20 protein-coding genes and 3 pseudogenes are annotated in these 23,749 nt (G+C 66.4%); 11 read left to right on the forward strand and 12 right to left on the reverse strand.

The features are described 5' to 3' along the window. Nucleotides 1-108 precede the first annotated feature (108 nt). Nucleotides 109-1,050, reverse strand: a complete 942-nt coding sequence (locus WS69_RS20790) for an LOG family protein (RefSeq protein WP_059472574.1) — start codon at nucleotides 1,048-1,050, stop codon at nucleotides 109-111. 359 nt (nucleotides 1,051-1,409) lie between these two features. Between WS69_RS20790 and WS69_RS20795 the strand changes: the two genes are divergently transcribed. After that, a complete protein-coding gene (locus WS69_RS20795) occupies nucleotides 1,410-1,697 on the forward strand; it encodes a hypothetical protein (RefSeq protein WP_059472575.1) in 288 nt (95 codons plus the stop codon). A 209-nt stretch (nucleotides 1,698-1,906) separates the two neighbouring features. On the opposite strand, the gene WS69_RS20800 is transcribed toward WS69_RS20795, so the two are convergent. Continuing rightward, nucleotides 1,907-2,335, reverse strand: coding sequence for a DUF3564 domain-containing protein (locus WS69_RS20800; protein ID WP_059472576.1), 429 nt, complete (start codon nucleotides 2,333-2,335; stop codon nucleotides 1,907-1,909). Next, nucleotides 2,317-2,664 (reverse strand): c-type cytochrome, encoded by a 348-nt coding sequence (locus WS69_RS20805; RefSeq protein WP_108034097.1) that lies wholly within the window; start codon nucleotides 2,662-2,664, stop codon nucleotides 2,317-2,319. The genes WS69_RS20800 and WS69_RS20805 overlap by 19 nt, the downstream gene beginning before the upstream one ends. 280 nt (nucleotides 2,665-2,944) lie before the next feature. Between WS69_RS20805 and WS69_RS20810 the strand changes: the two genes are divergently transcribed. Then, nucleotides 2,945-3,172 (forward strand): DUF3562 domain-containing protein, encoded by a 228-nt coding sequence (locus WS69_RS20810; protein ID WP_059472577.1) that lies wholly within the window; start codon nucleotides 2,945-2,947, stop codon nucleotides 3,170-3,172. 2 nt (nucleotides 3,173-3,174) lie between these two features. Beyond that, entirely contained in the window at nucleotides 3,175-4,161 is a 987-nt protein-coding gene (locus WS69_RS20815) for a zinc-dependent alcohol dehydrogenase family protein (RefSeq protein ID WP_059472578.1), read from the forward strand. 132 nt (nucleotides 4,162-4,293) lie between these two features. Here the strand turns inward: WS69_RS20815 and WS69_RS20820 are convergent, their stop codons facing one another. After that, nucleotides 4,294-5,076, reverse strand: a complete 783-nt coding sequence (locus WS69_RS20820; protein WP_059472579.1) for a helix-turn-helix domain-containing protein — start codon at nucleotides 5,074-5,076, stop codon at nucleotides 4,294-4,296. Between the two features lie 673 nt (nucleotides 5,077-5,749). Between WS69_RS20820 and WS69_RS20830 the strand changes: the two genes are divergently transcribed. Continuing rightward, the gene (locus WS69_RS20830) at nucleotides 5,750-6,496 is read left to right on the forward strand and encodes a beta-ketoacyl-ACP reductase (RefSeq protein WP_059472581.1); all 747 of its coding nucleotides are present in this window, start codon (nucleotides 5,750-5,752) and stop codon (nucleotides 6,494-6,496) included. A gap of 407 nt (nucleotides 6,497-6,903) precedes the next feature. Here the strand turns inward: WS69_RS20830 and WS69_RS20835 are convergent, their stop codons facing one another. Beyond that, the gene (locus WS69_RS20835) at nucleotides 6,904-8,283 is read right to left on the reverse strand and encodes an MBL fold metallo-hydrolase RNA specificity domain-containing protein (protein WP_059472582.1); all 1,380 of its coding nucleotides are present in this window, start codon (nucleotides 8,281-8,283) and stop codon (nucleotides 6,904-6,906) included. Between the two features lie 694 nt (nucleotides 8,284-8,977). Here WS69_RS20835 and WS69_RS20845 point away from each other — a divergent pair. Beyond that, nucleotides 8,978-9,868: a metal-dependent hydrolase gene (locus WS69_RS20845; protein WP_082716348.1), complete on the forward strand. Its 891-nt coding sequence runs from the start codon at nucleotides 8,978-8,980 to the stop codon at nucleotides 9,866-9,868. 440 nt (nucleotides 9,869-10,308) lie between these two features. Further along, nucleotides 10,309-11,871, forward strand: coding sequence for an amino acid permease (locus WS69_RS20850; RefSeq protein WP_059472585.1), 1,563 nt, complete (start codon nucleotides 10,309-10,311; stop codon nucleotides 11,869-11,871). Between the two features lie 506 nt (nucleotides 11,872-12,377). Here the strand turns inward: WS69_RS20850 and WS69_RS35540 are convergent. Beyond that, a pseudogene (locus WS69_RS35540) lies at nucleotides 12,378-12,512 on the reverse strand (FUSC family protein); the annotation flags it as partial. A 321-nt stretch (nucleotides 12,513-12,833) separates the two neighbouring features. On the opposite strand from WS69_RS35540, the gene WS69_RS20855 reads away from it, so the two are divergent. Then, nucleotides 12,834-13,715: an alpha/beta hydrolase gene (locus tag WS69_RS20855; RefSeq protein WP_059472586.1), complete on the forward strand. Its 882-nt coding sequence runs from the start codon at nucleotides 12,834-12,836 to the stop codon at nucleotides 13,713-13,715. Between the two features lie 52 nt (nucleotides 13,716-13,767). Here WS69_RS20855 and WS69_RS20860 read toward each other — a convergent pair whose 3' ends face one another. Genes WS69_RS20860 through benA form a run of 4 tightly spaced genes read right to left on the reverse strand, consistent with a single transcriptional unit; the run spans nucleotide 13,768 to nucleotide 17,480 of the window. Next, nucleotides 13,768-14,562, reverse strand: a complete 795-nt coding sequence (locus WS69_RS20860) for a 1,6-dihydroxycyclohexa-2,4-diene-1-carboxylate dehydrogenase (RefSeq protein WP_059472587.1) — start codon at nucleotides 14,560-14,562, stop codon at nucleotides 13,768-13,770. Beyond that, a complete protein-coding gene (gene benC, locus WS69_RS20865) occupies nucleotides 14,559-15,581 on the reverse strand; it encodes a benzoate 1,2-dioxygenase electron transfer component BenC (protein WP_059472588.1) in 1,023 nt (340 codons plus the stop codon). The genes WS69_RS20860 and benC overlap by 4 nt, the downstream gene beginning before the upstream one ends. Before the next feature lie 43 nt (nucleotides 15,582-15,624). Continuing rightward, nucleotides 15,625-16,116 carry a benzoate 1,2-dioxygenase small subunit gene (benB, locus tag WS69_RS20870; protein WP_059472589.1) on the reverse strand — a complete coding sequence of 164 codons (492 nt, stop codon included), beginning with the start codon at nucleotides 16,114-16,116 and terminating at the stop codon, nucleotides 15,625-15,627. Then, the gene (gene benA, locus WS69_RS20875; protein ID WP_059472590.1) at nucleotides 16,113-17,480 is read right to left on the reverse strand and encodes a benzoate 1,2-dioxygenase large subunit; all 1,368 of its coding nucleotides are present in this window, start codon (nucleotides 17,478-17,480) and stop codon (nucleotides 16,113-16,115) included. The genes benB and benA overlap by 4 nt, the downstream gene beginning before the upstream one ends. A 221-nt stretch (nucleotides 17,481-17,701) precedes the next feature. On the opposite strand from benA, the gene WS69_RS20880 reads away from it, so the two are divergent. After that, a complete protein-coding gene (locus WS69_RS20880) occupies nucleotides 17,702-18,616 on the forward strand; it encodes a LysR family transcriptional regulator (protein WP_059472596.1) in 915 nt (304 codons plus the stop codon). Between the two features lie 249 nt (nucleotides 18,617-18,865). Further along, a complete protein-coding gene (locus tag WS69_RS20885; RefSeq protein ID WP_059472597.1) occupies nucleotides 18,866-19,078 on the forward strand; it encodes a DUF1059 domain-containing protein in 213 nt (70 codons plus the stop codon). Nucleotides 19,079-19,285: 207 nt separating this feature from the next. Here the strand turns inward: WS69_RS20885 and WS69_RS20890 are convergent. Together WS69_RS20890 and WS69_RS20895 are read right to left on the reverse strand one after the other, a co-directional pair. Then, nucleotides 19,286-19,453 (reverse strand): annotated as a pseudogene (locus WS69_RS20890) (nuclear transport factor 2 family protein); the annotation flags it as partial. Nucleotides 19,454-19,684: 231 nt separating this feature from the next. Next, nucleotides 19,685-20,737 carry an AraC family transcriptional regulator gene (locus tag WS69_RS20895; RefSeq protein ID WP_059472592.1) on the reverse strand — a complete coding sequence of 351 codons (1,053 nt, stop codon included), beginning with the start codon at nucleotides 20,735-20,737 and terminating at the stop codon, nucleotides 19,685-19,687. Between the two features lie 130 nt (nucleotides 20,738-20,867). Between WS69_RS20895 and WS69_RS20900 the strand changes: the two genes are divergently transcribed. Then, nucleotides 20,868-22,901 (forward strand): NADPH-dependent 2,4-dienoyl-CoA reductase, encoded by a 2,034-nt coding sequence (locus tag WS69_RS20900; RefSeq protein WP_059472593.1) that lies wholly within the window; start codon nucleotides 20,868-20,870, stop codon nucleotides 22,899-22,901. A 647-nt stretch (nucleotides 22,902-23,548) separates the two neighbouring features. Next, a pseudogene (locus tag WS69_RS20910) lies at nucleotides 23,549-23,749 on the forward strand (ubiquinol oxidase subunit II); the annotation flags it as partial.

Consider the following 23,749-nt stretch of genomic DNA (forward strand, 5'->3'; position numbering starts at 1 on the left):
TCCTCAAACTCGGTTGCTGCCTGATCTGCTGGAATACCCTTCGGCGGGCCGACCAGTCTTTATGAAACCGTCTCTTACGTGCGAACCCTGAATACAGGCCGTGCGTGCTCACGCGGGACGATGCGGACCGCCGATCGCCGCCCAGACCTCGTCGGCGGTTTCGCAGAATCGGAACAGCTCGGCGTCGCGCGGATCGATCATCCCTTCGTCGACGAGAAACGCGAAATCGACCGCAGCTCGCCAGAACGTGCGGCCGACCAGCACGACAGGCAAGGGCGCGATCTTGCGGGTCTGCAGGAGCGTCAGTACTTCGAACAGTTCGTCGCAGGTGCCGTAGCCGCCGGGAAAGAACACGGCGGCTTTCGCGCGTTCGAGCAGGTGCAGCTTGCGGATCGCGAAATAGTGGAAGCGAAAGCACAGCTCCGGCGTCACGTAAGGGTTGGGGAATTGCTCGCGCGGCAGCGTGATGTTGAGCCCGATGCTGGGTGCGCCCGTTTCGTGCGCGCCGCGATTCGCGGCTTCCATGATGCCTGGGCCGCCGCCCGTGATGATCGTGAGGCGGCGCGGATGCGGCGAGCGTGCGGTCTCGCCGACGAGCCGGCCGAGATCGCGCGCGACGCCGTAGTATTGGCTGCGCTCGAGCAGACGCACCGCGACCCGGACCGCATGCCGCCGCTCGGGATCGCTCGGATGCGCGGCGAGCCGGTGCTGAGCGTCGGCGAGCCGGGCGCGCGCGACGGCGGGCGCGACGATCCGCGTGCTGCCGTAGACGACGACCGTATCGCTGATCCCGAAGCGCTGCAGCGTTTCCTCGGTCTTCCAATAATCGAGCTGCAGCCGCACGCCGCACATCTCGGGACGCTGGAGGAACGTGAGGTCTTCGTCTGCCTGCCGGTACGTCGGGCTCGACACGAGCCGCTCGACGGCGGCCGACAGCGGCGGGCGGCGCTTCGGCGCGGCGTGTGTGCGGCGCAGCGGCGTGCGACGTCCGGTGGCGCGTGCGGCGGAAGCCGAGCGCCGCTTCACGCGTGGAGTCGTCGGTTTTTTCATCGCGCTGTCCAGAGGCGGAAAGTCGGATCGACACCACGTTAAGCCGGTTCGGTGCGCACCGATTGATCGCGGTCAACGCGGCTCGACAAAGCCGGTGTGACGATGCGCGGCTGCGCGGCGCCGCCGTGAAGTCGATGCGAACTCGACGTGAACTCGACGTGAACTCGACGCGCATCGGACCACCGGTGAGCTGGGCATCCGATATCGGCCTCACGCTTGACACATGTCAAGCGGCGCCGGTCGAAGAACCGGAAGATGCTAATCAAGCGCCCCGAGGATGGACGCAATACTTATCGCTCTGGCACGTCATTGCGCTTTGCCGTAAGAGCGCCAGGGGAGAAAGGATCATGGGAATTGGAATGCAGATCGCCTATTTCGGCTTTGCCGGATCAGCGCAACTCGAAGCCGAGGCGAGCATCCAACTGATCCGTCTGGAGCGATACAGCGCGCGCCTCGCCGGTTGCCACCTCGCGATCGAGGCGCTTGGCGCCGGCACCTCGGATCCGACGTACGACGTCCGCCTCGATCTGATCACGCGCGACTACGAATTGAAGCCGATTCCGCACATGATGGGCGCCGATCCGCTCGCGGCGATCCGGAACGCATTCGATGCCGCCGAGCGGGAGCTCGCTGCGACGTTCGCCTGAGGGTCGAGCGAATCGAGCGAATCGGCGAGCGAACTGGCCGGCGAACCGGAAAGTGATTGAAACGGTGAACGATCGGAGCTGCGATTCTGCGGGCGGATGGGCCGGTGAATCGGAGAACAATCGATTCGACAAATTCGATGAACGCGTCAGACCCGGTCGCCCCGGGGCGCGCGTCGACCGACGACGCCCGCGCACGCCACGCCATCCGCTCAGGACTCCTCGCGCCCCGTGAACAATTCGTGCTCGGCGGGCGCGACAGTTTCGTCGACGCATTGCACGTGCCATTCGCCGACGATGGGCGCGTGATGCGCATGCCGATACCAGCGGGCCGCGCCCGTCTCGCCTTCGGACGGACGTTGCTTCGCGCCGAGATCGAGGCCTTCGAGCACGCACAGCGAATGCGTGCCGTCGGCGCTCGTCACGCGGGTCGTGCCGCTCTGGCAGACGATGTTGCCCCACTCGGGCAGTTCGACGCCCGCATGGCCTTCGCGCGACCATTTGTGCTCCGCCGTGTCGATCCACAGGATCGCGTAGGAGGCCGGATCGGTGGACGCGAACGTATCGAGATGAATGGTGATGCGCACGACTGACTCCTTGCAAATTGCGCGGCGACGCCGCGCTACTGGCTCATGACCCATTGAATCAAAGTATGCGCGTCTTCGCTCGAAAGCGGGCCGTCGCGTTCCGGGGCGGTCGGCATCGGCGTATCGCCCCAGTGTGCGCGCCCGCCGCGACGCAGTTTCTGCTCGAGCATCTCGGCGGCATTCGGCACGTCGCGATAGCGTTCCGCGATCTGATGGAACGACGGCGCGAGGAACGGCATGTTCGGCGCATGGCAGAACATGCAATGCTGCTGGTCGACGAGCTCGGTCGGCTCGCGCACCTGCGCGCCGGCGGCGTCGGCCGCGACCATGCAGACCGCGCTCAGCATGCACGCGAGCGCGAAATTCGGCAGACTGTTCGTCATGGCGCAACCCTCGATCGGACGCTTGTTTCGAGTCTAAGCGGCGAGCGCGAGCGACCGTTGACGCAGGTCAACGGGGTCGGGGCATAGGCGCTGAAGATCGTCGCTCCAGGCACGCCGGAGGGGCGTGAATCATGCGGCGCTGCGGCAGCGGCGCGGCCATGCGCGGCGGCGAACCGACGACGCTTGATGCAAGTCAAGCCGAGCCCGCGACGCCGGGTTTCAATCGATGACGATGCGTCTACGCTGGAATCGTCGGGTTCGACAACGGACAGGAACACGCATGCACCAGGACACGCTTTACGACTCGCTGCTCGCCGCCGCGCAGCGCCGCTCGATCACGGAGAGAGCGTTGATGCACATGCTCGATGACGAAATCACGCGCCTTGCGGATGGCGCGCGCGTCTACGACTATCTGCGCGTGATCGCGATCCGCCGCGTGCGCGATCGCATCGCGTTGCCCGCGCACGCGTCGGACGACATGCACACGCGGCGCCTGGGAGTGCGTTGACGATGCGCGCGATGGTGTTCGACGGCGGCGCGCCGCGGCTGCGCGAAGCGGAGCTGCCGGACCCGGTTCCGACGGCGGGGCAGTTGCTGATCGACGTGCACGCGTGCGGCGTGTGCCGGACCGATCTGCATGTCGTCGACGGCGACCTGCGCGATCCGAAGCGGCCGGTGGTCCCGGGGCACGAGATCGTCGGCACGGTCGCCGCGCTCGGCGCGGGCGCGGCGGGCTTCGCGATCGGCGATCGCGTCGGCGTGCCGTGGCTCGGCCGCACGTGCGGGCATTGCGCATATTGCACGAGCGGTCGCGAGAACCTATGCGACGCCCCCGGCTTCACTGGCTACACGATCGATGGCGGCTATGCGGAGCGCACGGTCGCCGATGCGCGCTACTGCATGCACCTGCCGCGCCGCTACGACGACGTTCACGCGGCGCCGCTGCTGTGCGCGGGCCTCATCGGCTATCGGACGCTGAAGATGGCGGGGCCCGCGCGCCGCATCGGCCTGTACGGCTTCGGCGCGGCCGCGCATCTCGTCGCGCAGATCGCGCGTTTCCAGGGACGCATCGTCTACGCATTCACGCGGCCGGGCGATAGCGCTGCGCAGCAGCTCGCGCGCCGGCTCGGCGCGGCATGGGCGGGCGGCAGCGACGAACCCGCGCCGGAGCCGCTCGACGCCGCGTTGATTTTCGCCTCGGTCGGCGCGCTCGTGCCGGCCGCGCTCGCGGCGGTCGTGAAAGGCGGCATCGTCGTTTGCGGCGGGATCCACATGTCGGACATTCCGTCGTTTTCGTACGACCTGTTGTGGGGAGAACGGCGGATCGTGTCGGTCGCGAATCTGACGCGCGACGACGCGGCGGAGTTCATGCGGATTGCGAACGACGTGCAGCTCGAAGTCGAGGCGACGCCGTATCCGCTCACGCAGGCGAACCAGGCGCTCGACGATCTGCGCTCGGGGCGCCTGACGGGCGCGGCGGTGCTGACGACGCGCTGAGGGAGCATCGACGCGCGGCGCGCGGGTTCGCGTGGACGCGCGCGGCCCGCAAGCGGCCGCTTCGGAGATGGCGTGCGGCCCGCCATGCAGCCGGCGCGTTCATGACGCGCCGTGCATCGCGCCCGCGATGCGTCACACGCGCGCGAGCCCCTGTGGATCGGTGATGCGGATCTGCTTGCCGCGCGGCGCGATCAACTTGTCGCGCTGGAACTTCGACAGCATCCGGCTGACGGTCTCGAGCTTCATCCCGAGATAGCAGCCGATCTCCTCGCGCGTCATCCGCAGATTGAACTCCGACGCCGAATAGCCGCGTTTCTGGAATCGCTCGGAAATGTTGAGCAGGAACGCGGCGACGCGCTGCTCGGCCGTCATCGTCCCGAGCAGCATCATCAGGCTCGATTCGCGGACGATCTCGCCGCTCATCAGCTGATGGACGTGGTGCTGCATCGGCTTCACTTCGCGGCAGACGGCTTCGAGCTGCGCGAATGGAATGATGCAGACGGTGCTGTCCTCGAGCGCGATCGCGTCGCTGTTGTGGCGGCCACCGCACACGCCGTCGAGGCCGAGCGTCTCGCCGACGATCTGGAAGCCCGTCACCTGCTCGCGGCCGTCGCGGTGCATGACGACCGTCTTGAACGAACCGGTGCGTACCGCATAGATGCTCTGGAACGTGTCGTGCGTGCGAAACAATGCTTCACCGCGTTTGACGTGGCGCGTCGTGCACACCATCGCGTCGAGACGAGCGAACTCGCTCGGCGTGAGACCGGCCGGCATGCATACGTCGCGTATCGCACAGGTCGAACAGCGGATCGCTGGCTGCTTCGGCGCGTCGTTGGCCGCGACGGGATGCAACGGGAACACGGATCGTTGCGGCACGACGGAAGGCGCAACTTCATTGACTGAGGCGGTCAGCATAATCGGCTCCTTTCATGCGGCGACGCTCGATTGGCACGATCGAGGATCGCTGCGACGTGGCGCGGCACGAAGCGCCGCATTGCGCGACGGCGTCGACGAAGCGATCGACATGCGTCGCACGGCATGCCGGACGATGTGTGCAAACCGCTGAGACTGACGTCCGGGAGCTCGGCTCGCATGTCATCGTGCGCAATCCGCCGTTTCGTTGCGATGACCGAATCGGCTGAGGCAAGCCTGCCCGCTATGAGCATAGTCGACGAAACGCGGGTCGGAGCGATCATCGACTGACCGCCCCTATGGTTGCCAGTATGGAACGCAAACTGCGGCATCGAAATCGGCGAACGTTGAAGATCGGGTAAGCATCAGCGTAGCGCTGTAGGGCGTTTCCTACAGCAGCAGCGTGGACTCGTGCCGTGCATCCGTTTGACCCAGGTCAACGGATCGAGTGAGTGCGCGCTTACAGTAAAACGCGGTAGCTTTGCAGCGTTTCACGCAGCGTCGCGGCAACCGGTTTCGGCACGTTGCCGCGCATACGAATCGGCGCGCGTTCTTCGTGGCGCGCTGCAAGCAGCATTTTTCTCAACCCCTGCCCGGATCATGACCGCGCGATGCTGCCTATCGGCCGCGCGGCGCGGCGTCGATGCCGCACCGGGCACCTCATCAGGAGGCCGTGATGGAAGCAAAACGCGTGGCGTTTGTGACGGGCGGTATGGGTGGATTGGGCGCGGCGGTCAGCAGGCGGCTGCACGACGCCGGCATGGCCGTGGCGGTATCGCACTCGGAGCGCAACGATCATGTGTCGACGTGGCTCATGCACGAGCGCGACGCCGGGCGCGATTTCAAGGCATACGGTGTCGACGTCGCCGACTACGAGTCGTGCGAGCGTTGCGCGGAGAAGGTGCTCGCCGATTTCGGCAAGGTCGATGTGCTGATCAACAACGCGGGGATCACGCGCGACGCGACGTTCCTGAAGATGACGAAGGGCGACTGGGACACCGTGATGCGCACCGATCTCGATGCGATGTTCAATGTGACGAAACAGTTCATCGCCGGGATGGTCGAGCGGCGCTTCGGACGCATCGTCAACATCGGTTCGGTGAACGGCTCGCGCGGCGCGTTCGGTCAGGCGAACTATGCATCGGCGAAGGCGGGCATCCACGGCTTCACGAAGACGCTCGCGCTCGAGACGGCGAAGCGCGGGATCACGGTCAACACCGTGTCGCCCGGCTATCTCGCGACCGCGATGGTCGAAGCGATGCCGCAGGACGTGCTCGAAGCGAAGATTCTTCCGCAGATTCCGGTCGGCCGGCTCGGCAAGCCCGACGAAGTGGCCGCGCTCATCGCATTCCTGTGCTCGGACGATGCGGCGTTCGTCACCGGCGCCGATCTCGCGATCAACGGCGGGATGCATATGTATTGATCGGAGCCGTGCCGCCGTTCGCGCGGCGGCGCGCGCTTCGGTGCCCGCGGCGCGGCGGGGGGCCGTGTCGCGCATGCCTGTGCAGCACACGTTTGTCATGCGGCGTGTCGCGTAGCCCGATGCAACGTTTCTGTCCGTCGTTTCTCGGATGCGCAGTTTCGCAGACGCCAGGCATCCGGCAAAACCCGTTCGCGGTCGCTCGATTCTCGCAATCGTTCAGTGTGCCGAAACATCGAAGCCCGTTCGCTGACGCGGCGGATCGCGGGCGATGCATTCATCAGCGTATTCGACGCGCCGATCTCGACGATTCGGCGCGCATCGCTTCACTTTCCAAACGATTCGTCCGACGTGTTCGGCATGCCGAAACGCCGGGCAGGCATGGATACCCGGCGTCCCGTTCTTCTCGTTTACTTCGCACGCGCGGGCGCATCTTCCAGTTCGACCGATTCGAGATAGGACGGCACTTCGCAATGCCAATGCAGCGACTCCTCGATCCGGCGGCGCAGCGCGTCGGCCGCCGCGGGCTCGCCGTGCGTGACGAACGTGCGCGCGGGTGCGCTCGACTGCGCGCCGAGCCACGCGAGGATCTCGCTGTAGTCCGCGTGCGCGGACAGCGACGAGATCATCTCGATCTGTGCGCGCACGCGCACGTATTCGCCGTGGATCTTCACCGTCGGCTCGTGCGCGGCGAGCGCCGCGCCGCGCGTGCCCGCCGCCTGGTAGCCGACGAGCAGGATCGTGTTGCGGCTGTCGGGCGCGTAGCGCTCGAGATGGTGCAGCACGCGGCCGCCCGTCGCCATCCCGCTGCCCGCGATGATCACCATCGGCCCGTTGTGATCGGCGATGGCCTTCGATTGCTCGACGGTGCGCACCATCGTCGCCGCATGGCCGATCGCGTCCGCATCGGACATCGTGAGCCGATGATCGCTCAGGCGCCGCCGGTAGATCTCGGTGACGCTCGTCGCCATCGGACTGTCGAGGTAGACGGGCACGTGCGGCATCCGGCCCGTCTTCTTCAACTGGGCGATGTAGTGGAGGATCTCCTGCGCGCGCCCGACCGTGAAGCACGGCATCACGACTACGCCGCCGCGCGCGAACGTCTTCGAGAACACGTCGGCGAGCTCGGCCTCGGGATCGCTCGCGTCGTGCAGCCGGTCGCCGTACGTCGATTCGACGACGAGATAATCCGCGTGAACGGGCGGCACGGGCGCGCGCATGATCGGATCGTGCGGGCGGCCGAGATCGCCCGAGAACGCGATCAGCGTGTGCCGCCAGCAGACGACCACGCTCGCCGCGCCGAGAATGTGCCCGGCCGGCAGGAATCGGAAGTGCAGATTGCCCGGGAGCGGCGTCGGCGCGTCGAATTCGCGCGGCGCGAGACGCTGCAGCGCGCGCCGCGCATCGTCGACGGTGTAGAGCGGCAATGCCGGATGGTGCTTCGAATAGCCGTGGCGGTTTGCGAAATCGGCTTCTTCCTCGAGGAGCCGCGCGCTGTCCATCAGCATGATCTCGGCGAGCTCCGCCGTGCCGTGCGTGCAATAGACCGGCCCGCTGAAGCCTTCGCGCACGAGCACGGGCAGATAGCCGCTGTGATCGAGATGCGCGTGCGTGAGCACGACGGCGTCGATCGAGTCGGCGGGCACGGGCAGCGGGCTCCAGTTGCGCAGCCGCAGCTTCTTCGTGCCCTGGAACAGCCCGCAGTCGATCAGGACGCGTGTCCCGGCGTCCTCGAGCAGATACTTCGAGCCCGTGACGGTTTCCGTCGCGCCGAGGAACGTCAGTTTCATGAGACCCCCTGAGAAGCTTGTGATGTGGGATGCGTCCATTGCACTACACGCGACGCGCGCATCGCTGACGTGGATCAATTCGCGCGGCGACGCATTCGGACGCGCGGCGAAAAGGCGCCGGCCGATGAATGTGCGAGTGCGTCGTGCGTGCGTCGCCGCGGATCGCGCGCGTCGGCGCGGACGCGAGGATGTGCGAGAGCGTGTTGCAGCGCCGCGAACACGGCGTCGACGCGTGCGAGTGTGCGAGCATGCGCCTTCGCGCGATGCGCGGCGCATTGCGCGCCTGGTGCCTGGAGATGGGTGCAATGCGGTTTGTGCGGTGCGAAAAACGCGCGTCGGCGACTGCCGCGGCAGACGTCGAACAGCGTACGCGGATGCTATCCGTGCCCGCTGTTCGGCATGCGGGGCTAGCGTTTGAAGGAAGCGCTCGGGCGTCGCCGCGGGCCGCGCAACCCGGTATGCGGACAGGGCGGGCGCGTGCGAGGCGGAGGATTCTGCAACGGCGAATAAGTTTTTTGCGTGAAGTCGTTCTTGCGCTGACTGAGAACCTCTCCTATCATGACATCAATCAATGTAACGTTGATTGATGGTTTGATGTGAGATTGCGACCGCGCCCTAATTCCCAAATCGAACCATCGAGGGCGTTGCATCGAGTCGCACCGACGTCCCGTTGCGGGACATGGAGACAAACACCGTGAATGCTATTGTCCGTCGCGATATCCGCTTCGCCCTGCCGCCCGATCGCATCTGCGACTGGCATGCCGAAGGCGTAGGCGTGACGCATCTGTTCAACGCGCTGTCGCTGTTGTTCCCTGCCGGCGAGCGCTTCTTCATGGATTCGGTCCGCAACTATCGCGACCGGATCGAGGAACCCAATCTGAAGCGCGACATCGCCGGCTTCATCGGCCAGGAAGCGATGCACACGCGCGAGCACGTCGAGTTCAACGATCTGCTGCAGGCGGCCGGCATGCCGGCGCACAAGCTCGACAAGCGCCTGTGGACGGTGCTCGGCTGGTTCAAGAAGGTGCTGCCGCATTCGGCGCAGCTCGCGATCACGATGGCGCTCGAGCACTACACCGCGATGTTTACGGGCCTCGTGCTCGCGAACCGCATCACGACCAGCGACGTCGACGGCTACCGCCAGATGTGGATGTGGCACTCGATGGAGGAAACCGAGCACAAGGCGGTCGCGTATGACGTGTGGCGCACCGTGATGAAGCCGAACCTGAAGAACTACCTGGTTCGCACGGGCGCGATGGGGCTCGTCACGGTCGTGTTCTGGGCGACGCTGTTCGACTTCAACACGCGCCTGTTGATCGCGCATCGCCGCCGCATCGGCAAGGGCCTCGGCATCGGCAAGCTGGTCAAGTATTTGTGGAGCCCGAGGAACGGCATCTTCGCGTTGATCGCGCGCGAATGGATCGACTACTTCCGACCGGGCTTCCATCCGTGGGACCACGACAACAGCGTGCATCTGGAGCGCCTCGACGATCTGATCGCCGAGATCGACGCAAGCAATGCGCGCCAGGCGGCGAAGGCCGCGCCGCGCCGGGTGCCGCTGCATCCAGTGCCGCGGGCGGTGTAATGCAGGGTTAGCAGGCAAATCAGGGAGAAGAGAAGGGCCGCTACGAGCGGCCCTTCCGTTTTTGGCCGCCGCAGGCGCGGCCGATCGCGGCGTGTCCGCGCGTTGTGCGTCGCAGCGAATGAGCGGCATTCGCGAAATCATCATACTTTTTGATTCCGCAGTGCATCGGACGAGCGCCCGCTCGCGATGCGCGACCGCGAGCCCCGAGCCGCCGCGTTCTGCGCGCAACCCCTTGATCGACAAAGCGTTTTGCTCATCGCGATCTTGCGCGTCGCAGCACGTCATGTTGCAGGCGACGTCTGACGAATCGGGTAGAATCCGCGCTGCGCAAAAAATGCGTGCGGCGCGGCGCGCCGCAGATCGTCCCGGGGACGCGCCGAATCCGGCGTCCTGCCCGGCGCGGCGTCGAACCGTCGCCCGCCGCTCCTTGCCAGCCCGTTATGTCATCACACCCGAATTCCGACAGCTCAACCGCACAATCGAATCCCCCTCAGCTGCGCCGCAGCCTGAAAGCCCGTCACCTGACGATGATCGCGATCGGCGGCTCGATCGGCACGGGCCTGTTCGTCGCGTCCGGCGCGTCCATCTCGCAGGCGGGCCCCGGCGGCGCGATGCTCGCGTACCTGCTGATCGGCGTGATGGTCTACTGCCTGATGATGAGCCTGGGCGAGATGGCCGCGTTCATGCCGGTGTCCGGCTCGTTCGCGACCTACGGCGCGAAATACGTCGAAGAGGGCTTCGGCTTCGCGCTCGGCTGGAACTACTGGTACAACTGGGCGGTGACGATCGCCGTCGAGCTCGTCGCCGCGCAGCTCGTCATGCATTACTGGTTCCCGGACGTGCCGGGCGTCTGGTGGAGCGCGGCGTTCCTCGGCGTGATGTTCCTCCTCAACGTGCTGACCGTGCGCGGCTTCGGCGAGGCCGAATACTGGTTCGCGCTGATCAAGGTCGTCACCGTGCTCGCGTTCATCGGCGTCGGCCTGCTGATGATCTTCGGCATCCTGGAGGGCGGCCCGAGCAACGGCTGGAGCAACTTCACGATCGGCGACGCGCCGTTCGCGGGCGGTCTGCCCGCGATGATGGGCGTCGCGATGATCGCCGGCTTCTCGTTCCAGGGCACCGAGCTGATCGGCGTCGCCGCCGGCGAATCGGAAAACCCGCGCACGACGATCCCGCGTGCGGTGCGCCAGGTGTTCTGGCGGATCCTGCTGTTCTACGTGCTCGCGATTTTCGTGATCGGCGTGCTGGTTCCGTATACCGATCCGAATCTGCTGAAGAGCGACGTGACCGACGTCGGCGTGAGCCCGTTTACGCTCGTGTTCCGCCATGCGGGCCTCGCGTTCGCCGCAGGCGTGATGAATGCCGTGATCCTGACCGCGGTGCTGTCGGCCGGCAACTCGGGGATGTATGCATCGACGCGGATGCTCTACAACCTCGCGACCGAAGGCCGCGCGCCGAAACTGTTCGCGAAGCTTTCGGCGGGCGGCGTGCCGCGCAACGCGCTGTACGCGACGACCGCGGTGGGCGCGCTGTGTTTCCTGTCGTCGCTGTACGGCGACAAGACGGTCTATCTGTGGCTGCTGAACACGTCGGGGATGACGGGCTTCATCGCATGGCTCGGCATTGCGGTCAGCCACTATCGATTCCGCAAGGGCTTCATCCGCCAGGGCTTCTCGGTCGGCCAACTGCCGTATCAATCGAACCTTTATCCGTACGGCCCGATCTTCGCGTTCGCGCTGTGCATCGTGATCGCCCTCGGTCAGGACTACCAGGCGTTCCTCGCGAACAAGATCGATTGGGTCGGCGTGCTCGCGACCTACGTCGGCATTCCGCTCTTCCTCGTCGTGTGGCTCGGCTACCGGCTCTTCCACAAGACCCGTCTCGTTCGCTACGAAGAGATGGATATCGCGTCGTGGGTCGCCGAGCACGAACGCGCGGCGGCGCGCGATGCACGCGAAGCGGCGGCCGTGCGCGTGCCGTCGAGTCCTGAAGCGGCGTCGTAGCGCGCGGCGTCGCGCAGCGGGCATGCGTTCTCCGTTGCGATTTTGAAAAGCGGCCGCGCCCGGCTTCGGGCGCGGCCGCTTTTTTGAGTCTGAGTCGCGGGATGCCGTCGTTTTTTTCGAATTATTTTGTTGTTCGAGGACCGCCGACGCGCCGTTCGACGGCAGGCGGCAGTCTCGCCGCTCCGCGCGGGACACCGGCGTTTACGGCGCCGCGAACACGTCGGTGCGATTCGCCGCGTTGCCGATTTCGTTTGCACGAAGAACGGCACAATCGATGTTCCGCATGTGCCGAACCTCGCGTACAGCGAATGCCAATCGGTCTGCGCTTCGCCGGTTTTTCCTATGTGGTGATGCATCGAAATTGAACGCCATGCGCGTTACGCATTCGTCTTTCGTTCGTGCCTGGTTCGGATGCCGATGTATCGCGAGTGATGCATCGAATGCGATGCGGACGCCGCGTATGCGACATGCGGTGGGTCGCACGCGCGAACTCGGCGATTGCTGCGTCACGCGCGCCGGCTTGCGCGAGCGTCGCGCCATCGCGCGAGCGGACGCGTCTCGAACCAAGGCATTCCGAGCACGAACGCGATGCCGATCAGGCCGCCGGGCAGCACGTTGACGACACGTTCGGCGGCGACGGCGGAAGTGTGTGCCGCATGCAATACGGCCAGCGCACGAGCGCTTCACCTGTGCGCATCGGCGAGCGTGCGCCGGCGGACATGTCGTGCGATATCGAGGCGACCCTCTACGAATCGCCTATTTGGACGCCTTATCGTTAACCGGTTTCTTCCGTCGAAGACGATGCTTGCGGCCGAAAACGCCGCGGACCGGACGCGACGCACGACGCATGCCGGTGCCGCGAATCGCGGCGCGGCGTTTGAATCGTTTGAATGCGGCGTGTGCGCACCGACCAGGCGGCGCGCGGCGCGTGAACCGTCGTTCGGGCAATCGAGGAGCAGGCCATGCTGGCAGGAATGATGTTGATCGGATCGGTCGTGACGCTCGGCGTGTGGGCCGGCCGCAACCCGGTAGCCGTGCTGAACGCGGCGGCTCGCCGTGCGACGTTCGTCGGCCGCTTCGACATCGTCTACGGCGCGGGGCCGCGCCGCTCGCTCGACGTTTACGTGCCTGCCGGCCGCGGTGCGCCGGCGCCGGGCGGCGGCAAGCCGCCGCTCGTCGTGTTCTTCTATGGCGGCAGCTGGCAGAGCGGCCGGCGCAGCGACTACCGGTTCGTCGGCGAAGCGCTCGCGTCGCGCGGCTTCGTCGTGGCGATTCCCGATTACCGGCTCTATCCGGACGCGGTGTTTCCGGACTTCGTCGAAGACGCGGCCGCGGCGGTGCGCTGGGCGCGCGATCACGCGGCCGAGCTCGGCGCGGATCCGCAACGTCTGTTCGTCGCCGGCCACTCGGCGGGCGCGCAGATCGCGACGCTGCTTGCGACCGACGGCCGCTTTCTCGATGCGCAGGGCCTCGACAAGTGCGATCTCGCGGGGGTCGTCGGGCTCGCCGGTCCGTACGATTTCCTGCCATTGAAGGACGCGACGCTGATGCGGGTCTTTCCCGAGCCCGTGCGCGAAGCGAGTCAGCCGATCCGCTTCGTCGACGGCCGCGAGCCGCCGATGCTGCTCATATCGGGCCTGTGCGACGCGACGGTGAAGCCGGGCAACACCGCACGGTTTGCCGCGCGCGTGGACGCCGCGGGCGGCGCGGTGCAGATCAAGCTCTATCCGCGCGTCGGGCACGCGCTGCTCGTCGGCGCGTTCGGCTTGCCGATGCGGCCTTTCGCGCCGGTGCTCGACGACGTCGCTGCGTTCGTGCGCACCGCGCCGCGCGTGCGGACCTGAAGCGGATCTGACGCGAACAGGAAACGCGCGGCGTCGTGCGCGAGCGTGACGCTTATCCTTGATCGCCACCGCCGACGGGCAGCACCGAGCCGGTCATGTAAGACGCCTCGTCCGACGCGAGAAACAGGACCGCGGCGACCTGCTCGTCGATCGTCCCGTAGCGGTGCATCAGGCTCGATGAAAGCGTCTGGTCGACGATCTCGCGATACCAGCGCACATCGTCGTCGCTCTGCGGTTCGGCGTTGCGCGGCACCTTGCGCGGCGGTGCGTCGGTGCCGCCCGCGGCGACCGCGTTCACGCGTATGCCGTGCGCCGCGTGCTCGAACGCGAGACTCGCGGTCAACGCGTTGACGCCGCCCTTCGCGGCCGCATACGGCACGCGATGAATGCTGCGCGTCGCGATCGACGACACGTTGACGATCGCGCCGCCGCCGCGCTCGATCATCCCGGGCAGCACCGCGCGACAGCACCACAGCGTCGGGAACAGCGAGCGGCGGATCTCCGCTTCGATCTGCGCGACTTCGTAGCGGTCGTACGGCTTCGTCCAGATCGTGCCGCCGACGTTGTTGACGAGCACGTCGATCCTGCCGAATGCGTTGATCGCCGCGCGCGCCATCGTTTCCGCGCCCGCGTACGTTTCGAGGTCGGCGACGACGGCGAGCGTTCGGCGGCCCTGCGACGCGATCTCGGCCGCGGCGTCGTGGACGAAATCCGCGCGGTCGACGAGCACCGTCGTCGCGCCCTCTCGCGCCGCGCGCAACGCGACGCCGCGGCCGATGCCCTGCGCGGCGCCCGTGACGATCATGACTTGGTGGTCGAAGCGGCCGGGTGCGTGGCGAGTATTCATGACGCGCTGCTCGACGAGAATTTTTCGAAGTACAGATTGGCCGGCGTGACGCCGCGCTCGCGCAGCCACGTTTGCACCGCGTCGACCATCGGCGCCGGGCCGCACAGATAGATGTCGACGTCGCCGTCGTTCAGCCATTCGGGCTCGACGTGCGCGGTCACGTAGCCCTTGCGCGGATGCGCGCTCGCGTCGTCGGCGACGCAGGTCCGGTATTCGAAGCCGCCTAGGCGGCGTTCGACGTCGCCTAGGCGGTCGAGCGCGACGAGATCGTCGTCTCGCGTGACGCCGTAGACGAGCCGCACGGGCGGCGCGTCGCCGCGCGCCGAGCAGACGTCGAGCATCGACAGGAACGGTGCGATGCCGGTGCCGCCCGCGAGGAACAGCGCGGGCCGTGCGGCGTCGCGAAGATAGAAGCTGCCGTGCGGGCCGGAGAATGCGATCCGCTGGCCGGGCGCGGCTTCGTCGACGAGATAGCGGCTCATCCGGCCGCCCGGCACGTTGCGCACGAGAAACGACACGCGCGCGTCGCCCGGCCGCGAGCTGAACGAATACGAGCGCGTCGTCGCGCCGACGCCCGGGACCTCGACGTTCACGTACTGACCCGCGAGAAACGCGAGCTTCGCGGGCTCGTCGACGTCGATCGTGAAATGAATCGTCGATGCCGACAACCGCTCGATTGCGGAAAGCGTGCCTTCGTGGCGCACGGCGCCCGTCTTGCACGCGGCCGACGATGCGGGCACGTCGATCACGCAGTCGGAACGCGGGCGCGTCTGGCATGCGAGCACATAGCGCTGCGCGGCCTCGCCGGCGGTGAGTGCGTCCTCGATGTAGCTCGACTCGGGCAGGTCGTAATCGCCCGACTCGCAACGGCAGCGGCAGGTGCCGCATGCGCCGTCGCGGCAATCGAGCGGGATGTTGATCTGCTGGCGATACGCGGCGTCGGCGAGCGTTTCGCCTTCGCGGCACGTGACGAAGCGGGTGACGCCGTCTTCGAACTGGAGTGCGATGCGGTGTTCCATGATGCGTTCCTCGTGCGCGACGCGTCGTGCGGCGCGCGGCCGGCTAGATGTGATAGATGTCGATCAGCTGGTTGATGTAGTCGTTCTTCAGGACGACGTACTTGCTGACGATCCTCGGCGCGTCGCCGGAGAAGTCGATCGCGTAGCGCGACATCCCGAAATAGCTCGACACCGTCTTGTAGCGATAGCTGAGCGTGTGCCAGTTGAAGCGCACGATGTGCACGCCGCCTTCGACGCTTTCGAGCTCGACGTTCGCGACGTTGTGGCTCGTGCGCGTGTCGGGCATCGTCGCGCTCGAGCGCTCGGTCTTGATGCGGAACACGCGATCCTCGAGCCCTTGCCGGTTCGGGTAGTAGATCAGCGAGATTTCGCGCTGCGGATCGGTGACGAGCGTGTCGGCGTCGTCCCACGACGGCATCCAGAACACGGCGTCCGGGTGATAGCAGTCGAGCCACGCATCCCATTCCTTGTCGTCGAGCAGCCGGCATTCGCGGTGGAGGAACGCCTGGATGTCGGCGAGATCGATCGTCTTCATGCGCGGCTCCGTTCGGCGGCGAGCGCCTTCTTCATCGTCGCGATCCAGTAGCGGTGCTGGACCGTGTACAGCCCTTCGTCCTCGGTCTTCATGCCGCTCATCACCGGCTGGATGCCGATCCTGCGCGCGGCTTCGTCGGGGCCTTCGATCCAGTGCGTCGCGCCGCGGCACATGTCGTTCCATTCGACCGCGCGGCCCGCGTAGCCTTGCTGGCACGCGCGGAATTCCTCGAGATCGTCGGGCGTCGCCATCCCGCTCGCGTTGAAGAAGTCCTCGTATTGCCGGATGCGCCGGGCGCGCGCATCCGGCGCTTCGCCCTTCGGCGCGATGCAGTAGATCGTGACCTCGGTGCGGTTGACGGCGAGCGGCCGCAGCACGCGGATCTGCGAGCCGAACTGGTCCATCAGATAGACGTTCGGGTACAGGCACAGATTGCGCGAGTTCTGGATCATCCAGTCGGCGACGTCGCTGCCGCAGCGTGCGGCGAATTCGTCGCGACGATCGAAGTTCGGCCGGTCCTCCGGGTTCGCCCAGCGCGACCACAGCAGCATGTGGCCGTGATCGAACGCGTAGAAGCCGCCGCCCTGGCGTCCCCACTTGCCGGCATCCATCGCGCGGATCGAGTCTTCGTGTTGCGCGTCCGTCTTGCGGTGATTGACGGTCGCCGCATAGTTCCAGTGCACGGCCGACACGTGATAGCCGTCGGCGCCGTTCTCGGCGGTGAGCTTCCAGTTGCCTTCGTATGTATACGTCGACGACCCGCGCAGCACTTCGAGGCCGTCCGCCGACTGGTCGACGATCATGTCGATGATTCGCGCGGCGTCGCCGAGATACGCGGCGAGCGGCTCGACGTCCGGATTCAGGCTGCCGAACAGGAAACCGCGATAGTTCTCGAAGCGCGCGACCTTCTTCAGATCGTGCGAGCCGTCGCGATTGAAGCAGTCCGGGTAGCCGGCTTCTTCGGGATCCTTTACTTTGAGCAGCTTGCCGCTGTTGCTGAACGTCCAGCCGTGGAACGGGCATGTATAGCTCGCGCGGTTGCCGCGCTTGTGGCGGCATAGCATCGCGCCGCGATGCGTGCATGCGTTGACGAAGGCGTTCAGCTCGCCCTGGCGGTTGCGCGCGATCACGATCGGCTGGCGGCCGATGTTCGTCGTGTAGTAATCGTTCGCGTTCGGGATCTGGCTCTCGTGCGCGAGATAGATCCAGTTGCCTTCGAAGATGTGCTTCATCTCGAGCTCGAACAGCATGTCGTCGGTGAACGCGCTGCGGTGCAGCCGGTAGTCGCCGCGCATCTTGTCTTCGACGAGGAAGTCGTCGATGCATCGCAGTGCCGGATGACGATCCGGGTAGATCGGGATCATGGGGGGCGTCTCCTGATGGGCTCTGATCGTGACCGGCGCGCGTCCGGACGATCGGTCCGGCGCTGCGCCGCAACGCGCGCCGTGCGGAAAACCCGGATGGAGCTACGATGCTTCGCAGGTATAGTGCACGACAACGACGCGGTCAGAATGAGGATAGTTGCCGGCAAAACGGTGCGTCCAACACTGATTGAGTATCGGATCGATATCCAAGAGGTATGAAGATGGAGCTGCGGCATTTACGCTACTTCGTCGCGGTCGCGGAGGAGCAGAATTTCACGCGCGCGGCGGAGCGCCTGCACATCGCGCAGCCGCCGCTGAGCCGCCAGATCCAGCAACTCGAGGACGCGCTCGGCGTGATGCTGTTCGAGCGGCACGCGCGGCCGCTGAAAATGACCGACGCCGGGCGCTTCTTCTATTCGCACGCGGTGCAGCTGCTCGCGCAAACGGCCGAGCTCGAATCGATGACGAAGCGTGTGGGCAAGATCGAGCGCTCGCTGTCGGTGGGCTTCGTCGGTTCGACGCTGTACGGGATGCTGCCGCGGATCATCCGCCGCTTTCGCGACGAATACGGCGAGGTCGAGCTGAGCCTGCACGAGATGTCGACGATGGATCAGATCAAGGCGCTGAAGGAGGGGCGGATCGACGTCGGCTTCGGCCGCATTCGTCATGAGGATCCGAGCGTGCGGCGCATCGTGCTGCGCGAGGAGCGGATGATCGTCGCGCTGCCGGTCGGGCATCCGCTCGAAGCGGCGAAGCCGTTGCTGTCGCTGCACGATCTCGTCAACGAGACGCTGATCATCTTTCCGAAGACGCCGCGGCCGAGCTACGCGGACCAGGTGCTCGCCGCGTTCCACGATCGCGCGCTGAAGCCGCAGAAGATCTACGAGACGCGCGAGCTGCAGATCGCGCTCGGGCTCGTCGCGGCGGGCGAGGGCGTATCGGTCGTGCCGCGCAGCGTGCATGGGCTCAAGCGCGACGACGTCAGCTATAAGGAGCTCGACGATCCGAATCTCGTGTCGCCGATCATCATGAGCACGCGGATGCTCGACGAATCGACGGACATTCGCGCGATGCTCACGTTGATTTATCAGTTATATGACGAATTCAACATGGAGTATCAGCCGCCGCACGAATGAGCGGGCGGTGCGCGGAACGACGCGCGAGCGCGCCCGGACCGAATCGCGGCCGAGCCGGAGATCGGCTTGCGGGCGCATGACGCGCGGCGCGTTCGCGCTCGGCATTCGTTAGCCTGACAAAGCGTTTCGCCGTGACCTAGAATCCAACCATAACTTCATCCAATGCGCAGCATCGTCGCTTTCGACGCGATTCATCCCAAGGGAAGTTCGATCGTCAAATCGCTTCACGTCTCATGCGAGGAGGGCATCATGGCTCGCAAATACATCGATTGCCGGGAGTTTCCGAGCGAAATGCACTGCACCGTCGCGATGTCCGCCGATTCGGACGACGAATTGCTGGATGCGGCCGTGCAGCACGCGGTCACGGTTCATCATCATGCCGATTCGCCGGCGTTGCGCGCTCAACTGAAGACGCTTTTCCACGACGGCACGCCGCCCGTCGATGCGCCGCGCCAAGCGTAGCGTCGACGGAACGACCGACGCGTATCGACACGTATCGGCGCGCATCGGTCCACGGGGGCGCATGTCGAATCTGCCCGGGCGCGCGCGAATCCGCTGCCGCGCCGGTGAGTCGGTACGCGGACGCGCGTTTTGTACCCGGATGCAGCGGCATGCGCCGCCGGCCGCGCGGCGGGCTGTCTTTTTCCTTTCGCGCCGAACGTCGCTGCGTCACGCAGACGATTCGGCGCGCCTCATCGCCGCGACGAGCGTCCGGAATCCGACCCAGCCCCAGTAGACCCGGTGGCGCGCGATGCGTCCGCCGACGACGTCGATCGATTCGATCAAGTCGACCTGATCGCCGTGCGGCGTTTCGCGCGGATATTCCCAGATCAATTCGGCGTCGCGCGGCTGACCGAGCCTGGCGATCTCCGTCGGTTCGGACAACGCGAAGCCGTCGTGCATGCAAGTCGGCACGCGCTGCGTCAGCGACGTTGCCGCGCAATCGAGTCCGCGAAGCACGTGCGCCGGCCGGAAGTCGCGTGGCTCGCGCAGCACATGTTCGCGGCCGCGCGGAGGTCGGCGAGCGATGCGTTCATGACATGACCGCGAACGTGCGGCGCGCGCCGTTCACGGCTCGACGTCGCCCGCCGCCCCCCGATACGCGCTGGGCGTTTGCCCCGTCCACTTGCGGAACGCGCGCGTGAAGTTCGCCGGATCGGTGAACTGCAGGCGTTCGGCGATCATTTTCAGGTCGAGGTCGGACGCGCGCAGCAGCCGGCGCGCATCGCGCAGCCGCGCTTCATCGACGAGCGCGCGATAGCCGGAACCCGCATCGAGCAGGCGCCGCCGCAGCGTGCGCGTCGACATCAACAGCCGCTTCGCGAGCGCGTCGGGCCCCGGATAGCCGTGCGCCGGCAGCGTGAGCTCCGCGCGCACGCGCGCGACGAGATCGCCTTCTTCGTGACGCACGTCCGCGTATTCGCGCTCGACCTGCGCGAGCGCCTGCTGGTGCGCGACTTCGTCCGCCATCGGCAACGGCCAGTCGAGCGCGTCGCGCGATACCCACAGCGCGTTCGCCGCGCAGTCGAAGCGCACGGGCGGCAGCCGGTCGCGGTAGCGCGCGTGATAGTCGGGCGCCGGCCACGCGAACTGCAGCTCGACCGGCGGGGCGGCGCGCCCTGTCACCGTGCCGACGTTCTGCGCGATCCCGGTCAGCACGATCTCGAACATCGCGTGATGCTGGAGCACCGGGTTCGCCTGCACGGCGTGCAGCGCGAGCGTTGCGCCGTCGTCGCGCTCCGCGTACTGCAACCGGTATTGCCGGTTGCGCATCCGGAAATAGCGCGCGTTCACGAGCAGCGACGCGCGCAAGTCGGCCGCCGTCAGCGCCGCGTAGCCGAGAAAGCCGTGCACCGACATCCGCAGCCGCAGCCCGAGCTCGAAGCCGATCCCCTCGTCGCCGCTCAGCCGGATCGCGTTCAGCACGAGCCGGCCCCATTGCGACGGCGCGACGCGCGCGTCCGGCTCGCCGAGCACGTCGTCGCGCAGGCCGGTGCCCGCGCGGGCGTCGCGCGCATCGATGCCGCGCTCTTCGAACACCTTCAGCAGGTGCCGCAGATACGCGACCGGAATCGTCGGCCGGCGCAGGCCCAGATGGTCTTTCGTCGATCGCCGCGTCATCGTGTCGTGAACCGGCCAGGAATGGCCAAGATTGGCCATAAATGACAAGCATTATGGCTGTTTGACCCCTCACGGACAAGCGGCGCGCGCCCCTACGATGTCACGATCCCGATACTTCCCACAATACGCGATGACGACCCCGTTTCCACACCTGCTCGCCCCGCTCGATCTCGGCTTCACGACGCTGCGCAATCGCGTACTGATGGGGTCGATGCATACGGGCCTCGAAGACAGCCGCAAGACGCTGCCGCGTCTCGCCGACTATTTCGCTGAGCGCGCGCGCGGTGGCGTCGGCCTGATCGTCACGGGCGGCTTTGCGCCGAACGTCGCCGGCTGGACGAAACCGTTCGGCGGCACGTTGTCGACGGCATCGGCCGCGCGCCGGCATCGCGTGATTCCGGACGCAGTGCACGCGGAAGGCGGCAAGATCGCGCTGCAGATCCTGCATACCGGCCGCTACGGTTATCACCCGTTCGTGGTCGCGCCGACGCGGCTCAAGTCGCCGATCTCGCCGTTCACGCCGCACGAGCTGACCGCGCGCGGCGTCGAACGGCAGATCGGCGCGTTCGTGCGTTGCGCGAAGCTCGCGCGCGACGCCGGCTACGACGGCGTCGAGATCATGGGCTCCGAAGGCTATCTGATCAACCAGTTCATCTCGCTGCATACGAACCAGCGCACCGACGAATGGGGCGGCTCGTATGCGAACCGGATGCGCCTGCCGGTCGAGATCGTCGAGCGCACTCGCGAAGCGGTCGGCCGCGACTTCATCATCATTTATCGGCTGTCGATGCTCGACCTGATTCCGGACGGCAGCGACTGGGACGAAGCCGTGCTGCTCGCGAAGGCGGTCGAGCGTGCGGGCGCGACGCTGATCAACACCGGCATCGGCTGGCACGAGGCGCGCGTGCCGACGATCGCGACGTCGGTGCCGCGCGGCGCGTTCGCGTGGGTCACGAAGAAGATGAAGGGCGAGGTCGGCATTCCGCTCGTGACGACGAACCGGATCAATCGGCCGGAAGTCGCCGAGCAGATCCTCGCGGATGGCTGCGCGGACATGGTGTCGATGGCGCGGCCGTTCCTCGCCGACGCCGAGTTCGTGAACAAGGCGGCCGAAGGGCGCGTCGACGAGATCAATACGTGCATCGGCTGCAATCAGGCATGCCTCGATCACGCGTTCAAGAACCAGATCGCTTCGTGCTTGCTGAATCCGCGCGCGTGTCACGAATCGGACCTGAACTATGCGCGCGCGGCGAACGCGAAGCGGGTCGCGGTGATCGGCGCCGGTCCCGCCGGCCTCGCGTGCGCGACCGTGCTCGCGCAGCGCGGGCATCGCGTCGAGCTGTTCGACGCGGCGGCCGAGATCGGCGGCCAGTTCAACATGGCGAAGCGCATTCCGGGCAAGGAGGAATTCCACGAGGCGCTGCGTTACTTCGCACGACAGATCGAACTGACGGGCGTGCAGCTACGTCTGAATCGCCGTATCGACGCGGCCGAGCTGATCGCGGCAGGCTACGACGACGTCGTGCTCGCGACCGGCGTCGCGCCGCGCAATCCGCGCATCCCGGGCCAGGATCATCCGAAGGTGCTGACCTACATCGACGTGCTCGCGCGCAACAAGCCGGTCGGCGCGCGCGTCGCGGTGGTCGGCGCGGGCGGGATCGGCTTCGACGTCTCCGAGTTTCTTGTTCAGGATGGCGAATCGCCGACGCTCGATCTCGACGCGTGGAAGGCCGAATGGGGCGTCGCCGACCCCGCGCTCGTGCGCGGCGGCGTGACGCGCGGCGAGGTCGCGCCGCCCGCGCGCCGCGTCACGCTGCTGCAGCGAAAGGCGACGCGGCTCGGCAAGGGGCTCGGCAAGACGACCGGCTGGATTCACCGTGCGACGCTGAAGATGAAGCAAGTCGAGATGATCGGCGGCGTGAACTACGAGCTGATCGACGACAAGGGGCTGCACGTGACGTTCGGCAAAGAGCGCGCCGACCCGACCGTGATCGAGGCCGATACGATCGTGATGTGCACGGGGCAGGAATCCGAGCGCACGCTGTACGAGCCGTTGAAGGCGGCGGGCGTATCGGTGCATCTGATCGGCGGCGCGGAACTGGCCGCCGAGCTCGATGCGAAGCGCGCGATCGACCAGGGCTCGAGGCTCGCCGCCCGGCTGTGAGCGAGGCGCGCGTCCGTGCGTCGCGGCGCTACTCGCGCAGCGGTTTGCTTCGGCGATAGCGGGCGCGTCGCGGCGATCGAGCGTCGCGACGCATCTGCATCTGCATGCATTCGAGCGTGCGCGGCAGGCCGGCGTCCGCGCGCCGAGTATCCCGGCTCGTCGAATCGGGCGACGTGACGGATCGCGATCGCCGGTTCGATCTTTCATCATGTCGGCGCTTGACGTGCGGCAGCGATTCGAACGTGAAGCACGGTCGATTGCGTGGCGTCGACGTTGACAGCGATGACGCGTGTCCACCGACGCGCACGACGCATGCAATCGCCGTCGCCGCGTTTGCGATCTCGCCGAACAAACCACCCCGCACGCACGTTGCCGATTGCACGGCCGATCGCATCGACGGTCCCGTTCGTCATCGGCGAGCGCCTTCTCGCACATGCATGCGCGCGTACGCAACCACGCTGCCCTCCGCATCGAGACAAGCCGCGTCATCGCTGTGACAACGTGTCACACTATCATTTTCTGCAAAGATGATTTGTCTCATTGACGGATTTTCATCTCGTTCGCCGGCCGTATGATGCGAGCGCTTCCGCGAATCGGTCGTCCGCCGGTTCGCTCGGACTGCGATACATCTGATGCTGGCAAATGTGATGAATAGAAAGGCTTTCAAAGGCTTGTCGTTGTTCGGTGCGATCGGTGCGCTCGCCTCGCTGTCCGGCTGCGGGCTCGACGTGCTCGATCCGAAAGGCGCGGTCGGCGCCGCGGAGAAGTCGTTGATCGCGACGTCGACGTGGGCGATGCTGATCGTCGTCGTGCCGGTGATCTTCCTGACGCTGCTCTTCGCGTGGCGC

Origin of the sequence: Burkholderia sp. BDU5 (assembly GCF_001522845.1) — a bacterium.
Classification (GTDB): Bacteria; Pseudomonadota; Gammaproteobacteria; order Burkholderiales; family Burkholderiaceae; genus Burkholderia; species Burkholderia mayonis.

What these genes read in the sequence shown, in the direction of transcription:
- WS69_RS20895 (WP_059472592.1), bottom strand. Translation starts at nt 20,737, where the DNA reads ATGACGCGGCGATCGACGAAAGACCATCTGGGCCTGCGCCGGCCGACG.
- WS69_RS20850 (WP_059472585.1), top strand. Translation starts at nt 10,309, where the DNA reads ATGTCATCACACCCGAATTCCGACAGCTCAACCGCACAATCGAATCCC.
- WS69_RS20880 (WP_059472596.1), top strand. Translation starts at nt 17,702, where the DNA reads ATGGAGCTGCGGCATTTACGCTACTTCGTCGCGGTCGCGGAGGAGCAG.
- WS69_RS20855 (WP_059472586.1), top strand. Translation starts at nt 12,834, where the DNA reads ATGCTGGCAGGAATGATGTTGATCGGATCGGTCGTGACGCTCGGCGTG.
- benB (WP_059472589.1), bottom strand. Translation starts at nt 16,116, where the DNA reads ATGAAGACGATCGATCTCGCCGACATCCAGGCGTTCCTCCACCGCGAA.
- WS69_RS20810 (WP_059472577.1), top strand. Translation starts at nt 2,945, where the DNA reads ATGCACCAGGACACGCTTTACGACTCGCTGCTCGCCGCCGCGCAGCGC.
- WS69_RS20860 (WP_059472587.1), bottom strand. Translation starts at nt 14,562, where the DNA reads ATGAATACTCGCCACGCACCCGGCCGCTTCGACCACCAAGTCATGATC.
- WS69_RS20820 (WP_059472579.1), bottom strand. Translation starts at nt 5,076, where the DNA reads ATGCTGACCGCCTCAGTCAATGAAGTTGCGCCTTCCGTCGTGCCGCAA.
- benC (WP_059472588.1), bottom strand. Translation starts at nt 15,581, where the DNA reads ATGGAACACCGCATCGCACTCCAGTTCGAAGACGGCGTCACCCGCTTC.
- benA (WP_059472590.1), bottom strand. Translation starts at nt 17,480, where the DNA reads ATGATCCCGATCTACCCGGATCGTCATCCGGCACTGCGATGCATCGAC.
- WS69_RS20885 (WP_059472597.1), top strand. Translation starts at nt 18,866, where the DNA reads ATGGCTCGCAAATACATCGATTGCCGGGAGTTTCCGAGCGAAATGCAC.
- WS69_RS20815 (WP_059472578.1), top strand. Translation starts at nt 3,175, where the DNA reads ATGCGCGCGATGGTGTTCGACGGCGGCGCGCCGCGGCTGCGCGAAGCG.
- WS69_RS20790 (WP_059472574.1), bottom strand. Translation starts at nt 1,050, where the DNA reads ATGAAAAAACCGACGACTCCACGCGTGAAGCGGCGCTCGGCTTCCGCC.
- WS69_RS20800 (WP_059472576.1), bottom strand. Translation starts at nt 2,335, where the DNA reads ATGGGTCATGAGCCAGTAGCGCGGCGTCGCCGCGCAATTTGCAAGGAG.
- WS69_RS20795 (WP_059472575.1), top strand. Translation starts at nt 1,410, where the DNA reads ATGCAGATCGCCTATTTCGGCTTTGCCGGATCAGCGCAACTCGAAGCC.
- WS69_RS20805 (WP_108034097.1), bottom strand. Translation starts at nt 2,664, where the DNA reads ATGACGAACAGTCTGCCGAATTTCGCGCTCGCGTGCATGCTGAGCGCG.
- WS69_RS20830 (WP_059472581.1), top strand. Translation starts at nt 5,750, where the DNA reads ATGGAAGCAAAACGCGTGGCGTTTGTGACGGGCGGTATGGGTGGATTG.
- WS69_RS20900 (WP_059472593.1), top strand. Translation starts at nt 20,868, where the DNA reads ATGACGACCCCGTTTCCACACCTGCTCGCCCCGCTCGATCTCGGCTTC.
- WS69_RS20835 (WP_059472582.1), bottom strand. Translation starts at nt 8,283, where the DNA reads ATGAAACTGACGTTCCTCGGCGCGACGGAAACCGTCACGGGCTCGAAG.